Raw genomic sequence first — 13,568 nt, 5'->3', positions numbered from 1 at the left:
ACTATATCAGATCTCAGGTACCGGAGGACAAGGGTGCAGTTGCCGCGTGACTCTCGATCGGGGACGACGACCGCAGAATCACAGTGATTTTCGAGTCGTCCTTCGCGGAAAAACGCATCTGAAGGAGGCGGCCGTCCGGCCCGTACCAGAGCTCGCGCTCGACCTGGCCCGTGATCGCGTAGCGATGGGCCGTGATCGCGCCCTCCGGAAGGTCGAGCCGCTCCTCGCCCTTGTCGGTCACCGAGATCCGTCGCGACCGGCCCTTGATCGGATCGAGCAGCAGCGATTGCCGGACGGTCCCGGGATGCCACAGGCTCGCGGGCAGGAGCGTTGCGGGAAGATCGCGCGCCTTGCCGTTATAGGTGCCGCGCAGCCGGTCATCCACCCGCCGAAGCTCGACCGCCCGCTTCTTGCCATCATCGTTCGTGCGCGACGTCAAGGCGACGAGGCGCCCATCGACCCACTGCTCCTCCGAGTCGTGACGGAAGCGGTAGGTGAAGAGGAACAGCACATCGATCTTGATGTCGACGTGATTGCGTACGACCAAGCGGCCATCCCGATGGACGAATTCGATGGTCTGCGTCCCGATTCTATCACCACGGCGCAGAACGTCATAGGTCAGCCGGCCTTCTGGCGGAAGTGGCGACTCCCCCGTCGCCGACAGGGCGGGACCGATCGTCGCGAGGCCTACCAACAACAGGAGTGCGGCCAGCCGCGGCCGAAATGCTCGAATCATGCGTCGCGATCTCCTGGCAGCCCGAGACCATACTCTCGCGTGACTCCTAACGATGGGCCGCGCTATTGTCCACGGCGACTCGCGACGACAGCCGGACAATAGATGACAGAAGACGACGCCGAGCGGGTAAATCCCTATGCCGGCTGCGCACTCGATCGCGCGGCCGAACGGCGGCGGGACGAGGCCTGGATCGCCGACCGGCTGGCCGATCCGACGACGCGCATTCTGCCCGTCTGGCGCGGCCAGAATCTGATCCAGGGCGATGATTCGCCCGTGGCGGCATCGGTGTCCAGGGCCGATGCGGCGGCCTTTCTGCCCGATGCACCGGCGGTCGCCTTCCTGGGAATGGCAGGGACGGCGGCGCATTTCGCCGTCGACCTGTCGCACCTTGACGATCCGGCGACGGTCCTTCCGGCCCCGCAAGGCGCCTTCGTCGAGCTGCGCAGCGTCGGCCCGCTGATCGGGCATCAGGACGGCGCCCTGCTGGCCTATGCGCGCGGCCTGCTGCATTGGCACGGGCGGCACCGCTTCTGCGGCATCTGCGGCAGCCCGACCGTCAGCCTCGAAGGCGGCCATCTGCGCCGCTGCGCCGACGCCGCCTGCGCCGCCCCGCATCATCCGCGCACGGATCCGGCGGTGATCATGCTGGTCAGCGACGGCGACCGGCTGCTGCTCGGCCGCCAGTCCGACTGGACGGCGGGCATGTATTCGGTGCTGGCCGGCTTCGTCGAACCGGGGGAGAGCCTCGAGGACGCGGTGCGCCGGGAAGTGCTTGAGGAAGTCGGAATTGCGGTCGACAGTGTCCGCTATCACTCCTCGCAGCCCTGGCCCTTTCCGGCCTCGATCATGCTGGGGTTCACCGCCCGGGCGCGCGCCACGGCGCTGCGCATCGCAACGGACGAGCTGGCTGACGCGCGCTGGTTCAGCCGCCACGAGCTGCGGAACTGCCCGGAGGACGAGCGGTTCCGCCTGCCCCGCCGCGTCTCCATCGCCCGCCGGCTGATCGAGGACTGGCTGGCGGAGTCTTGACGGCTCTACGAGCCCCCGGAAATCACGTCGGCGCGCCTTGGCGCCGGAAGGAATGGGCGGGGTAGACGCCGAGAATGCGGACCTCGCGGGAGAAGAAGCTGAGCTCCTCCAGCGCCAGGCGGACCGGCCGCTGATCCGGGTGGCCTTCGATGTCGGCGTAGAACTGGGCGACGGTGAAGCCGCCGTCGATGATATAGCTTTCCAGCTTGGTGATGTTGACGCCGTTCGTAGCGAAGCCGCCGAGCGCCTTGTAGAGCGCCGCCGGAACGCTGCGCACGCGGAAGACGAGGCTGGTCATCACCGGTCCGGCCGCCGGATCCGGATCGGACGGCTCGCGGCCCAAGATGACGAACCGGGTCGTGTTGTGCTCGGCATCCTCGATTCCGACCTTCAGGCTGTCGAGCCCGTAGATCTCCCCCGCGAGGGCCGAGGCAATGGCCGCTTCCGTCGGGTCGCCACGGGCCGCCACTTCGGCCGCGGCGCCGGCGGTGTCGGCATGAACGACGGCCTTGAGGCCCAGCTCTCGGATCAGGATGCGGCACTGCGACAGCGCCTGGACGTGGCTGCGCACCGATGTCAGCTCGCCGAGAGTCGCCCCCTTCGGCGCCAGCAGATGATGGTTCACCCGCTGGAAATGCTCGGCGACGATATGCAGGCCCGAGTTCGGCATCAGGTGGTGAATGTCGGCGACGCGGCCGGCGACCGAGTTCTCGATCGGGATCATCGCGAGTGCCGTCCGCCCGTCCCGGACTGCAGTGAAGGCGTCCTCGAACGACGCGCAAGGCAGGGTCCGCATCTCCGGGTAAACGCCGCGACAGGCCAGGTCCGAATAGGCGCCGGGCGACCCCTGGAACGCGATCAGGCGCGATGCGTCCGCTGCCTCGGCCATCGGGGTCGTGTCTGCCGGAGTCTCGTCTGATTGTTTGGTCATCGGATCAGGCGCTTTCCCCTGCCTTCGCCGGCGTCAGCAGGGCACGGGCGCGGGCGAGGTCGGCCGGAGTATCGACACCGAGTGGAACGGTGTCAACGAGCGCCGCGTCGATACGCATGCCGGCCTCGAGCGCGCGCAATTGCTCAAGTCGCTCGCGCCGCTCCAGAAGACCCGGCGGCAGGCGCACGAAGCGGGCCAGCGCCGCGCGCCGGTAGGCATAGAGGCCGATATGATGGTAATGCGGCCCGTCGCCGGCAGGAACGGCGGCACGGCTGAAATAGAGCGCGCGGGCAGTCGGCGGGCAGACGTCGCCGGGCTCTTCCGGAAAGGCGACGACCGCCTTGACCACGTTCGGATTGTCCCGCTCCGCCGGGTCGGCGATCGGCGTCACAAGGGTGGCGATATCCACCGCCGGCTCGACGAAGGGCGGCAGCACCGCGCGGACCACGGCCGGCGCCACCGTGGGCAGGTCGCCCTGGAGGTTCACCACAAGGTCATGCGCCGCATCCGGGTCGATCCTCTGCACCGCCTCGTGGATCCGGTCCGAGCCGGAGGCATGGTCCGGACGGGTCAGAACGGCGCGGCCGCCGGCGGCCTGAACCGCATCGGCGATCGCCGGCTCGGCGCAGGCGACCAGGACCGGCCCGACATCCGCCTCCACCGCCCGCCGCCAGACATGGACGATCATCGGCTCGCCGTGGATATCGGCCAGCGGCTTGTCGGGGAGGCGCGTCGAACCGAGGCGGGCGGGTATGACGACGATCGGGCTGCGGAATGCGGTCATGGCGGATCAAAATCAGGAGAAATTCGGCGGGTCAGCTGCGACATATCGCCGCGTTCCCTTGGCAAGGGTGCTGCGGCAAGAGATTCATATTGAAGGCGGCGCACCATATCGCCGCCAAGGCCTAATAGAAACTGGCTTTTTAGGCGGTCCTATTGGACAGAGGACGCGGAAGCGGCTACATTCCGCGCCCGTTGCAAATAGTCCACCCTGGTCGCCCGCCCGGCCATGCCGATCTAGAGGTTTTCTGAATGTCGTCTCTTGAGCTCAACAAGATTGCCGGCGCCGTTCTCGTCGGCGGCATCGTCGCCCTCGCGTCCGGCATAATCGCCAATCAACTAGTCCAGCCGGAGACGCATGAGACGCAGGCAGTCGCCATTGCCGGTGCGGAGGATACCGGAGAAACGCCGGCCGCCGAAGAGGACGCCGGCCTTGAGCCCGTCGGCCCGCTGCTCGCTTCGGCCGATGTCGCCGCCGGCGAAAGCATATCGAAGCGCTGCGCCTCTTGTCACAGCTTCGAGCAGGGGGGGCCGAACAAAGTCGGGCCGAACCTGTGGAACATCGTCGGCGCGCCGCACGGCCATGCCGAAGGATTCAGCTATTCCGACGCGATCGCCGGCATCGAGGGGCCCTGGACCTATGAGGATCTGAATGCCTTCCTCGCGAACCCGCGGGAGTATGCGCCGGGCACGAAGATGACCTTCGCCGGTCTGAAAAGCGTCGAGGATCGGGCCAACCTGATCGCTTGGCTGCGCACCCTAAGTGACGACCCGCAGCCGCTGCCGGAACCGACCGCCGCCGCCGAGCCGGCTGAAGAAGCGGCCGAAGGCGCGGAGACCGTGCCGGCGGAAGACGCCGAGCTGACGGCGCCGGCAGCGCCGGCCGCGACGGCACAGCCCGGGGAGGCGACCGAGGGCGACGGCGCGCAGCAAGCGGCGGCGCCTGAAGGCGGGGCTCCCGAGGCCGAAGGCATCGGCGCCCTCCTCGCCAACGCTGATCCGGCGAACGGCGAGAAGATTGCGCGGCGCTGTGCCGCCTGCCACAGCTTCGAACAGGGCGGCCCGAACAAGGTCGGCCCCAATCTGTGGAACGTCGTCGGCGCACCGCACGGCCATGCCGAAGGCTACAACTATTCGGACGCGATCGCCGGCATCGAGGGACCCTGGACCTATGAGCAGCTCGACGCCTTCCTCGCGAACCCGCGGGAGTATGCGCCGGGCACGAAGATGACCTTCGCCGGAATCCGGAAGCCGGAGGATCGGGCCGACCTGATCGCCTGGCTGCGCAGCCTGAGCGACAACCCGCAACCCCTGCCCTGAGGCACGGCTGCCAGCACCGCCGATGCCAACGCCGCCGATGACCGAGGCCTGTCCGGAACGGTTCGTCACGCTCGCCGAGCGTCTGGCCGATGCCAGCGGGGAGATCGTCCGCCGTCATTTCCGGACCGGCTTCAGCGTCGACGATAAGCCGGATCTGAGCCCGGTCACGATCGCCGACCGGGAGGCTGAGGCCGCGATGCGGCTGTTCATCCGCGACGCGTTTCCGGAGCACGGCATTGTCGGCGAGGAATACGGAGCGGAGCGGGCCGACGCCGAGTATGTCTGGATTCTCGATCCGATCGACGGCACCAAGTCCTTCGTCACCGGCCGACCGCTGTTCGGCACCCTGATCGGCCTGATGCGGCGGAACGTCCCGGTGCTCGGCATCATCGACCATCCGGCGCTGGGCGAGCGCTGGATCGGCGCCACTGGCCAACCGACCCGGTTCAACGGCCGGAACACCAAGGTCCGCCCCTGTCCCACGCTCGACCGGGCGGCGCTGTTCGCGAGCTCGCCACATATGTTTGAGGGCGCCGCGGCCGACGCCTTCGAGCGGGTTCGGCAACGCTCGAAGCAGGTGCTCTACGGCTCGGACTGCTATCATTACGCGCTGGTCGCCAGCGGCTTCGCAGACCTCGTGATCGAGGCCAAGATGGGGCTGCACGATTATCTGGCCGTCGTCCCGGTCATCGAAGGCGCGGGAGGCAAGATCACCGATTGGCGGGGCGCCCCTCTCGATCTCCATTCGGGGGACCGGGTGCTCGCCGCCGGCGACGCCCGCATCCACGCGCAGGCCCTGGAGATTCTGGCGGGGGCGTAATTTCTTGTCGGCAATATCCGTTGACTTTACACACTACGGGTAGCGTCGAATGCCCTGCGAAGGGGCCGTGCCTCCACCGTCGATAGTCGGCCCGGGGGCCAAGGGGGGCAGAGATAATGTCCGGCCAGCGGTCAAGGGTGCCCGACGTACCGCGCAAACGCCCTGCCAGACTCTTGGTCTGGGAGACGGTTTCGGCCGGCTATCGCTCGGTCTTCGGCGATTTGGGTGCGTTTATCACCCGCGCTTGGCTGTGGTGGGTCATTTTCGTGCTGGCGATTTATGGGCTCGATCTCGGCAGGGGCATGCCCTCGTTCGGGCTCAACAAGACTTTCTGCTCCATCGTGATCACTCTCGTCTGGGTGATCGGCAGCACCATATTCCTGGTCAGCTGGAATCGGCGTGTTCTGCTGGGCGAACCTGCGACCAGCCTCGCGAGCCTACGCGTCGGTCCTCGCGAAGAGCGCTATCTCGGTATCGGAATTCTCTTCATTCTGGTGATATACGCGTCGGTGTTTGCTGCTGAGGAGGCACTCTTTTGGCTCTACGGCCCGCAGTTCGGCCCTGAATTCCTATGGCTGCTCGACAGACTGGCTATTCCCGTCATCCTCCTGGCGATACTCGCTCTCGGCGCCCGCTTTTCGCTCGCCTTCCCGATCGTGGCGCTCGACGGTCCACGACACCCTCTCGTCGCCGCTTGGCGGCTTAGCCGGGGGCAGACCCTGCGTCTCATGGGCGGTTTTCTTCTGACGATAATTCCGCTCCTTGTCATGACAAGAGTGGTTCGGTTCATCGAGTATATGATCGACCCCACCATGCTTGTGCCCACTCCGGAGATGATCGTCCCGTTCATGGGGCTGACCTTCGCCAGGATTGTCATATACTTCGTTCAGATGGCAGTTATCGTCAGCTTCACATGCCAAGCCTATGCGCGCCTGACCGGCCATTCGGTGTCGCAGCAGTCCGTCGGCTCCTAGAGAACGGTCCGGGCGAACAGCTTTCCCACCGGTCGAAGGCGACGGCCTTGATCTGTCCGCTCATGGGAACCCCGGTTGCCGCAGTCCGGCATTTGCTGCAATTCTTGGCGCGAAGGTATAGCCTGAACGCCGATTTGGCGGCAGAGAGCCGCGTGAATGCTGAAAATGCTTGATACCGACTGAGCCAAGCCCATTTGTCTTCCAATTTTTCTAACCAGATGGAGAGCGTGGGAATCGAGATGCACTGGAAGGGCCTTGCCTTCGCCTTGCTCGTGGCGAGCTTGGCCCCGGGCGCCGCGTCGGCGGCCGAGCCTGCGGCCGGAGAGGTCCGAACCACGCACGCCATCGCGGTGGACGGCGCACCGAAATACGGAGCGGACTTCGAGCATTTCGATTATGCGGACCCGGATGCGCCGAAGGGCGGAACGCTGAGACTCAGCTCCGGCAACGGCAGCTTCGACACGCTCAACAACCTTCCGGTCCAGGGTGTATCGCCGCGTAATATCGGGCTGATCTATGACAGCCTGATGGTCGCGAGCCAGGACGAGATCGCGGTCTGGTACGGGCTTCTCGCGGAAAGCGTCGAGTATCCCGACGACGGAAGCTCGGCACTCTTCACGCTGCGGCCGGAGGCGCGGTTCAGCGACGGCGAGCCGGTGACCACCGAGGACGTCGCCTGGACGATTCGCGCCTATAAGGAACATGCGCAACCTTTTCTGAAGGCCTATGTCGACGCGGTCAGCGACATCGAGGTGATCGACGATCGCCGCATCAGGCTCAGCTTCGACCAACCCGGCAGTCAGCCCGGCAGTCAGACCGCCAGCCTGAAGCCGATCTCGCAGGTCGCCAGCCTGCCGATCCTCGCGAAGCACTGGTGGGAGGCCGAGGGCCGCGACATTTCGCGCAGCACACTCGAGCCGCCGGTCGGCAGCGGCCCTTACCAACTGGCCACGGTGGAGCCGGGCCGGCGGCTGATCTATGAGCGGAACCCCGACTATTGGGGGCGCGACCTGCCGGTGAATCGCGGCCTGTGGAACTTCGACCGAATCGAATACAGCTATTTCCGCGACCGCACGGTCGAGTTCGAGGCCTTCAAGGCGGGCCAGAGCGATTTCCGGCACGAGTTCACCTCGCTGTTCTGGGCGACCGGCTATGACATTCCCGCGGTGAAGGCGGGGCGGCTGATCAAGGCGGAGATTCCCGGCCGGGACTTCCGCGGAATGCAGGGCTATTTCTTCAACACGCGCCTGCCGATGTTCGCCGATCCGCGCGTCCGCGAGGCGCTGGGGCTGCTCTTCGATTTCGAATGGGTCAACGAGCACCTGTTCTATGGCCTCTATGAGCGGCTCGACACCTACTTCCTCGCCCCCGGCTACAGCGCCAAGGGCCTGCCGACGCCGGAAGAGCTGGCGCTGCTCGAGCCCTATCGGGACGAGCTGCCGAAAGAAGTCCTCACCGAGGAACTCCTTCCCCCGGTCTCGAACGGATCCGGCGCCGACCGCCGGCTGATTCGCGAGGCGATCAGGCTGCTGCGCGCGGCCGGCTACGAGCTTCAGGGGAACAGTCTCGTCAATGCGACGACGGGCAAGCCCCTCCGGTTCGAGATCCTGCTGCAGTCGCCGATGTTCGAGCGGGTCACCCAGCCCTGGATCAACAGCCTGCGGCGCGTCGGCATCCAGGCAACGATGCGCGTCCTCGACTCCGCCCAGTTCCAGGCTCGCTATCAGGATCGAGACTTCGAAGTCATCAGCTTCGCCTATACCTTCTACCCGCCACCGGGACGGGAAGAGGCAGACCGCTTCGGCTCGGCCGCCGCCGATCAGCCGGGCAGCGCCAACCTGATCGGCATCAAGAGCCCGGTCGTCGATGCGCTGCTCGAGACGCTGATCGGAGGCAAGACGCTGGAAGAGAAGCAGGCGGCCGCGCGTGCGCTCGACCGCGTTCTGCGCGCCGGGCACTATGTCGTGCCGCATTGGTACAAGGACGGCTATTGGATCGCCCATTGGGACCGGTTCGGCTTTCCGGAAACGCAGCCGCCCTATGATTTCGGCCAGGCCAACGGGATCGCCTTCCAGCCGACTTGGTGGATCGATCCGGAAAAGGACGCTGCGCTCAAACAGCAGGGACGGACATGACGCGAATTGCAGCTCTCACGATCGCATTGGTTCTCGCCTGCGGCATCGGCTCGGCCGGCGCGCAGACGGATGACGCGGCAACGACGAGCCACGCCGTCGCTATCTGGGGAGAACCGAAATACGGCCCCGACTTCAAGCATCTCGACTATGTGAATCCGGACGCGCCAAAGGGCGGCACCATCGTGCTTTCCTACCCCGCGCCGTTCGACAAGCTGAACCCCTTCACGTTGCAAGGCACCCCGGCGCCCGGCGTGGGCTTCCTCTACGAAACGCTGATGACGCCGACGGCGGACGAGCAGTCCGTCTCCTATGGACTCGTCGCCGAGTCGATCACGATCCCGGCGAGCAATCGCTGGGTCGAGTTCAACCTTCGCCCGGAGGCGCGCTGGCATGACGGCGAGCCGATCACGGCCGAGGACGTGGTCTGGAGCTTCAACACGCTGATGGAAGACGGTTCGCCTTTCTACGCGAACTACTATGCCGACGTGGAGGATGCGGTCGCGATCGACGCGGACACCGTCCGCTTCAACTTCAAGACCGCCGAGAACAACGAACTGCCCTATATCCTTGGCCAAGTTTTCGTACTGCCGAAGCATGACTGGGAGGGCAAGGATTTCACCGCAAGCTCGCTCGAGCCGCCACTGGGCAGCGGCCCCTACCGGGTCGCCAACGTTTCTCCCGGGCGCTCGATCACCTATGAGCGGGTCGAGGACTGGTGGGGTGCCGACCTGCCGATCAATCGCGGCCAGTACAATTTCGACCGCATCCAGTACGACATCTATCGCGACCCGACTGTGGCGTTCGAGGCGTTCAAGGCCGGGCAGTTCGACTTCAGGGCCGAGAACGTCGCGCGCAACTGGGCGCGGGGCTATGACGTGCCGGCAGTGGAGCAGGGCCGGCTGATCAAGGCGGAGATCCCGACCCAGATTCCGCAGGGGATGCAGGGCTTCTTCATGAATACCCGCCGGCCGGTCTTCGCCGATCCGCGCGTGCGCGAGGGGATCAACCTGCTCTTCCCCTTCGAATTCGTGAACGACACGCTGTTCTTCGGACTCTATGAGCGGATCGACAGCTATTTCTCGAATTCTGAGCTCGCCTCGCGCGGCCGGCCGGAAGGCGAGGAGCTCGAGATCCTGGAGCAGTATCGCGACCAGCTTCCGCCCGAGCTGTTCAACGAGCCGTTCGTGCCGGCGAGCGCCGACGACCCGCGGGAGCTGCGCCGGAACCTGCGCGACGCCCTCGATCTCTTCCGGCAGGCCGGCTGGGAGGTGCGGGACGGCGCGCTGACCAACGTCGAGACCGGGCAGCCCTTCCGATTCGAGCTGCTGCTGGACCAGCCGACCTTCGAACGGGTGGCCCAGCCCTTCGCGCGAAACCTGGCCCGCGCCGGCATCGACATGAACATTCGCATCGCCGACAGCGCCCAATATCAGGCGCTCGTCGAAGGCTTCGACTACGACATGATCGTGGAACGGCTGCTGCAGTCGACGTCGCCGGGCAACGAGCAGCGCGAGTACTGGACCTCCGAGGCCGCCAAGACACCGGGCACCAGCAACTATACCGGCGTCTCGGACCCGGTGGTGGACGCGCTGGTCGAAGGGCTGATCAACGCCGACGACCGCGACTCGCTGGTGGCCTGGACCCGCGCCCTCGACCGGGTCCTTCTGTGGGATCACTACGTCGTGCCGCATTGGAGCAATCCGGAGATCTGGCTCGCCTACTGGAACCGGTTCAGTCGGCCGGACGTGCTGCCGCCCTATGGCGTTCCGTTCGCCACCACCTGGTGGATCGACCCGGACAAGAACGCCGGCGTCAACCGATAAGCGGGACGGACCATGCGCCTTAGCCGCCGCGCCTTCGCCACAGCCGCTCTCGGCGCCCCTTTCGCATCAACCCTGCCGAACCTCCTGGGGTTCTGCAAAGCTTGGGCAGCGGAGGGCGCCTACGCGATCACCGCCTTCGGGCTCGAGCCCGTCTATCCCGAGGGATTCGCGCAGTGGAACTACGTGAACCCGGATGCGCCGCGGCGCGGGACAATCACGGCCGGAACCTTCGGCAGTTTCGACACCCTTAACCCGTTCACGCTGCGCGGCGACTCGGCGGCGGGTGTGGACCTGATCTACAGCAGCATCGGCGTCGGCAGCGCCGACGAGACCTCCGTCATCTATGGCGATCTGGCGGAGAGCTTCGAGATCGCCGACGACCGGTCATGGCTGATCCTCAATCTCCGCCGGGAGGCGCGGTTCCACGACGGTCATCCAGTCACCGCCGAGGACGTCCTCTTCACCTTCGAGATCCTGGCCGAAAAGGGCATGCCGCTCTATCGTGCCCGGCTCTTCAACGATATGGTGTCGGCGGAAGCGCTCGACGAGCACACAGTGCGGGTTCGGTTCGCCCGGACCGACAATCCGGAACTGCCGCTCAGCATCGCCTCCCTGCCCGTGCTGCCGAAGCATTATTGGGAGGGGCGCGCATTCGACCGGCTCACCATGGAGCCGCCACTGGGCAGCGGCCCCTATCGGATCACCGAACTTCAAGCCGGCCGATCGATCACCTATGAGCGGGTCGCAGACTGGTGGGGCGCGGGGCTGCCGCAGAACCGCGGGCTCTTCAACTTCGAGCGCATCCGCTACGACTATTACAAGGACGCGACCACTCTCTACGAGGCGTTCAAGGGTGGCAATTTCGACTATATCGGAATCACCGATGCACGGCAGTGGTCGGTCGGCTTCAAGGGTGTCCGGGCGGTCGAGCAGGGCAATCTCATCCTGGAGGCCCTTCCGTCGAACGAGCCCGCCGGATTCGGCGGGCTCTTCTTCAATCTGCGCCGCCCCGTCTTCCAGGACGTTCGCGTGCGCCAGGCGATCGCCACTCTGTTCGACTTCGAATCGATCCAGCGGACGATCCTCTTCGGCCTCTATCGCCGTATCAACAGCTATTTCGAGAATGGCGAGTTCGCGGCCACCGGAACGCCGACCGAGAGCGAGCTTGCGATCCTGGAGAAGTTCCGCGGCCAATTGCCCGAAGCCGTCTTCGGTGATGTTCCGATGATGCCGGTCACCGACGGCAGCGGCAATATCCGGCCGCTTTTGCGCGAGGCGATGGGGCTGCTGCGCGCGGCCGGGTACGAAGTCCGCGACGGCGTCATGACGCATGCGGAGACCGACCTTCCCCTGCGGTTCACCATCGTCTATGGCTCGCCGCCCCAGGACCGCGTCCTGCTGCCGTTCCGGCAGAATCTCCAGAAGGCGGGAATCGATGCGCAGGTCCGGTTCGTCGACGGCGCCCAATGGGGCAACATGTTCGTCGACAAGGACTACGACATGCTGCTCGGCTTCATTCCGCCGCTCTACCCGCCGGGAACGGAGCTGCGCGACTTCTTCGGCTCCACCGCCGCGGACGTGCCGGGGAGCCAGAGCCTGTCCGGCGTCAAGGACAAGGTGCTGGACGAACTGGCCGAAGCCGTCATCCGGTCGGAGACCTGGGACGACCGGATCGCCGCCGCGCGCGCCTTCGATCGCTATGCGCGGCACCTTTGGCTGTCGGTTCCGTTCTATTACGACGACAAGGATCGAATCGCCTACTGGGATATCTTCGCCCGGCCGGATCAGCGGCCACGCTTCGGCCTTCTGCTGCGTGAGAGCTGGTGGTTCGATCCGTCGAACCAAGCGGCGCTTCGGGAGAACCGCTGATGCTCGCCTATATCATCCGCCGTCTCCTGCTGATGATTCCGACCCTGTTCGGGATCATGGTCCTGACCTTCGTCATCGTGCAGTTCGCGCCGGGCGGCCCGATCGAGCAGATCATCGCCCAGCTTCAGGGCAGCGCGGTTGATCCGACGGCGCGCTTCAGCGGCGGTGGCGGCGATTTCGAGCAGGGCGCCGGTCAGCTCGACCAGAGCGGCGTCACCAGCCGGTATCGCGGCGCCCGCGGCCTCGACCCCGAATTCATCCTGGAGCTGGAGCGTCAGTTCGGCTTCGACAAGCCGCCGGTCGAGCGCTTCTTCATGATGATGGGCGACTTCATCCGCTTCGATTTCGGCGAGAGCTATTTCCGCGACCAGAAGGTCGTCGACCTGGTCATCGACAAGATGCCGGTGTCGATCAGCCTGGGGCTGTGGACGACCCTTCTCACTTATCTCATCTCCATCCCGCTCGGCATCCGCAAGGCGGTCAAGGACGGCTCCAAGTTCGATGTCTGGACGTCGGGCGTAATCGTCGTCGGCTATGCGATCCCGAGCTTCCTGTTCGCCGTTCTCTTGATCGTGCTGTTCGCCGGCGGCCGCTATCTCGACTGGTTCCCGTTGCGCGGCCTCGTCTCCGACGGCTGGTCGATGATGCCCTGGTGGCAGCAGATCCTTGACTATTTCTGGCACCTCGCGCTGCCGCTGCTGGCCATGGTGGTCAGCAGCTTCGCGACGCTGACGCTGCTGACCAAGAATTCGTTCCTCGACGAGATCAACAAGCTCTATGTGATGACCGCGCGGGCCAAGGGGCTGACCGAGCGCCGGGTGCTGTACGGCCATGTCTTCCGCAACGCGATGCTGATCGTGATCGCCGGCTTCCCGAGCGCCTTCGTCAGCATCCTGTTCACCGGCGCGCTGCTGATCGAGGTGATCTTCTCGCTCGACGGGCTCGGCCTGCTGGGCTTCGAGGCGGCCATCAACCGCGACTATCCCGTCATGTTCGGCACGCTCTATTTCTTTAGCCTGCTCGGCCTGATCATGGGCCTGATCGGCGACATCATGTACACCGTCATCGACCCACGCATCGACTTCGAGGCGCGCCGTGTCTAGCGACATGGCCCAGCCGGGAGGCACCTCGTGACCGATCGATTCCTCGGT

Annotated in this window: 11 protein-coding genes; 8 read left to right on the top strand and 3 right to left on the bottom strand. The window is 65.6% G+C overall.

What is annotated here, in order from left to right; all coding sequences use genetic code 11:
• Window positions 1–13: 13 nt before the first annotated feature.
• A complete protein-coding gene (locus tag DT069_RS15475; RefSeq protein WP_119461207.1) occupies window positions 14–736 on the bottom strand; it encodes a DUF6134 family protein in 723 nt (240 codons plus the stop codon).
• A gap of 102 nt (window positions 737–838) precedes the next feature.
• Here DT069_RS15475 and nudC point away from each other — a divergent pair, with 102 nt between their 5' ends.
• The gene (gene nudC / locus DT069_RS15470) at window positions 839–1,765 is read left to right on the top strand and encodes an NAD(+) diphosphatase (protein ID WP_119461206.1); all 927 of its coding nucleotides are present in this window, start codon (window positions 839–841) and stop codon (window positions 1,763–1,765) included.
• Between the two features lie 22 nt (window positions 1,766–1,787).
• Here the strand turns inward: nudC and DT069_RS15465 are convergent, their stop codons facing one another.
• Together DT069_RS15465 and DT069_RS15460 are read right to left on the bottom strand one after the other, a co-directional pair.
• Window positions 1,788–2,654: a prephenate dehydratase gene (locus tag DT069_RS15465; RefSeq protein ID WP_119461205.1), complete on the bottom strand. Its 867-nt coding sequence runs from the start codon at window positions 2,652–2,654 to the stop codon at window positions 1,788–1,790.
• Window positions 2,655–2,700: 46 nt separating this feature from the next.
• Window positions 2,701–3,480: a 3-deoxy-manno-octulosonate cytidylyltransferase gene (locus DT069_RS15460; protein WP_119461204.1), complete on the bottom strand. Its 780-nt coding sequence runs from the start codon at window positions 3,478–3,480 to the stop codon at window positions 2,701–2,703.
• 248 nt (window positions 3,481–3,728) lie between these two features.
• Between DT069_RS15460 and DT069_RS15455 the strand changes: the two genes are divergently transcribed.
• The 7 genes from DT069_RS15455 (at window position 3,729) to DT069_RS15425 (ending at window position 13,520) form a co-directional block, all read left to right on the top strand.
• Window positions 3,729–4,796, top strand: coding sequence for a c-type cytochrome (locus DT069_RS15455; RefSeq protein WP_119461203.1), 1,068 nt, complete (start codon window positions 3,729–3,731; stop codon window positions 4,794–4,796).
• A gap of 22 nt (window positions 4,797–4,818) precedes the next feature.
• Window positions 4,819–5,616: a histidinol-phosphatase gene (hisN, locus tag DT069_RS15450; RefSeq protein ID WP_425450274.1), complete on the top strand. Its 798-nt coding sequence runs from the start codon at window positions 4,819–4,821 to the stop codon at window positions 5,614–5,616.
• A 137-nt stretch (window positions 5,617–5,753) separates the two neighbouring features.
• A complete protein-coding gene (locus DT069_RS15445) occupies window positions 5,754–6,590 on the top strand; it encodes an LTA synthase family protein (protein WP_162913225.1) in 837 nt (278 codons plus the stop codon).
• A 239-nt stretch (window positions 6,591–6,829) separates the two neighbouring features.
• Entirely contained in the window at window positions 6,830–8,725 is a 1,896-nt protein-coding gene (locus tag DT069_RS15440) for an extracellular solute-binding protein (RefSeq protein ID WP_162913224.1), read from the top strand.
• On the top strand, window positions 8,722–10,548 hold the full coding sequence (locus DT069_RS15435) for an extracellular solute-binding protein (RefSeq protein ID WP_119461200.1): 1,827 nt from the start codon (window positions 8,722–8,724) through the stop codon (window positions 10,546–10,548). The genes DT069_RS15440 and DT069_RS15435 overlap by 4 nt, the downstream gene beginning before the upstream one ends.
• A gap of 12 nt (window positions 10,549–10,560) precedes the next feature.
• The gene (locus tag DT069_RS15430) at window positions 10,561–12,417 is read left to right on the top strand and encodes an extracellular solute-binding protein (RefSeq protein ID WP_119461199.1); all 1,857 of its coding nucleotides are present in this window, start codon (window positions 10,561–10,563) and stop codon (window positions 12,415–12,417) included.
• Window positions 12,417–13,520: a microcin C ABC transporter permease YejB gene (locus DT069_RS15425; protein ID WP_119461198.1), complete on the top strand. Its 1,104-nt coding sequence runs from the start codon at window positions 12,417–12,419 to the stop codon at window positions 13,518–13,520. Before DT069_RS15430 ends, DT069_RS15425 begins: the two co-directional genes overlap by 1 nt.
• The last annotated feature ends 48 nt before the right edge of the window (window positions 13,521–13,568 follow it).

This window comes from Virgifigura deserti (assembly GCA_003576685.1).
Lineage (GTDB): Bacteria > Pseudomonadota > Alphaproteobacteria > Dongiales > Dongiaceae > Virgifigura > Virgifigura deserti.
Note: the sequence above shows the minus strand (reverse complement) of the source record. Positions and strands in the feature narration are given on the sequence as shown.

Bases quoted from the DNA above. Each gene is read 5' to 3' on its own strand.
- hisN (WP_425450274.1), top strand. From the start codon at position 4,819: ATGCCAACGCCGCCGATGACCGAGGCCTGTCCGGAACGGTTCGTCACG.
- DT069_RS15460 (WP_119461204.1), bottom strand. From the start codon at position 3,480: ATGACCGCATTCCGCAGCCCGATCGTCGTCATACCCGCCCGCCTCGGT.
- DT069_RS15430 (WP_119461199.1), top strand. From the start codon at position 10,561: ATGCGCCTTAGCCGCCGCGCCTTCGCCACAGCCGCTCTCGGCGCCCCT.
- nudC (WP_119461206.1), top strand. From the start codon at position 839: ATGACAGAAGACGACGCCGAGCGGGTAAATCCCTATGCCGGCTGCGCA.
- DT069_RS15465 (WP_119461205.1), bottom strand. From the start codon at position 2,654: ATGGCCGAGGCAGCGGACGCATCGCGCCTGATCGCGTTCCAGGGGTCG.
- DT069_RS15440 (WP_162913224.1), top strand. From the start codon at position 6,830: ATGCACTGGAAGGGCCTTGCCTTCGCCTTGCTCGTGGCGAGCTTGGCC.
- DT069_RS15425 (WP_119461198.1), top strand. From the start codon at position 12,417: ATGCTCGCCTATATCATCCGCCGTCTCCTGCTGATGATTCCGACCCTG.
- DT069_RS15435 (WP_119461200.1), top strand. From the start codon at position 8,722: ATGACGCGAATTGCAGCTCTCACGATCGCATTGGTTCTCGCCTGCGGC.
- DT069_RS15475 (WP_119461207.1), bottom strand. From the start codon at position 736: ATGATTCGAGCATTTCGGCCGCGGCTGGCCGCACTCCTGTTGTTGGTA.
- DT069_RS15455 (WP_119461203.1), top strand. From the start codon at position 3,729: ATGTCGTCTCTTGAGCTCAACAAGATTGCCGGCGCCGTTCTCGTCGGC.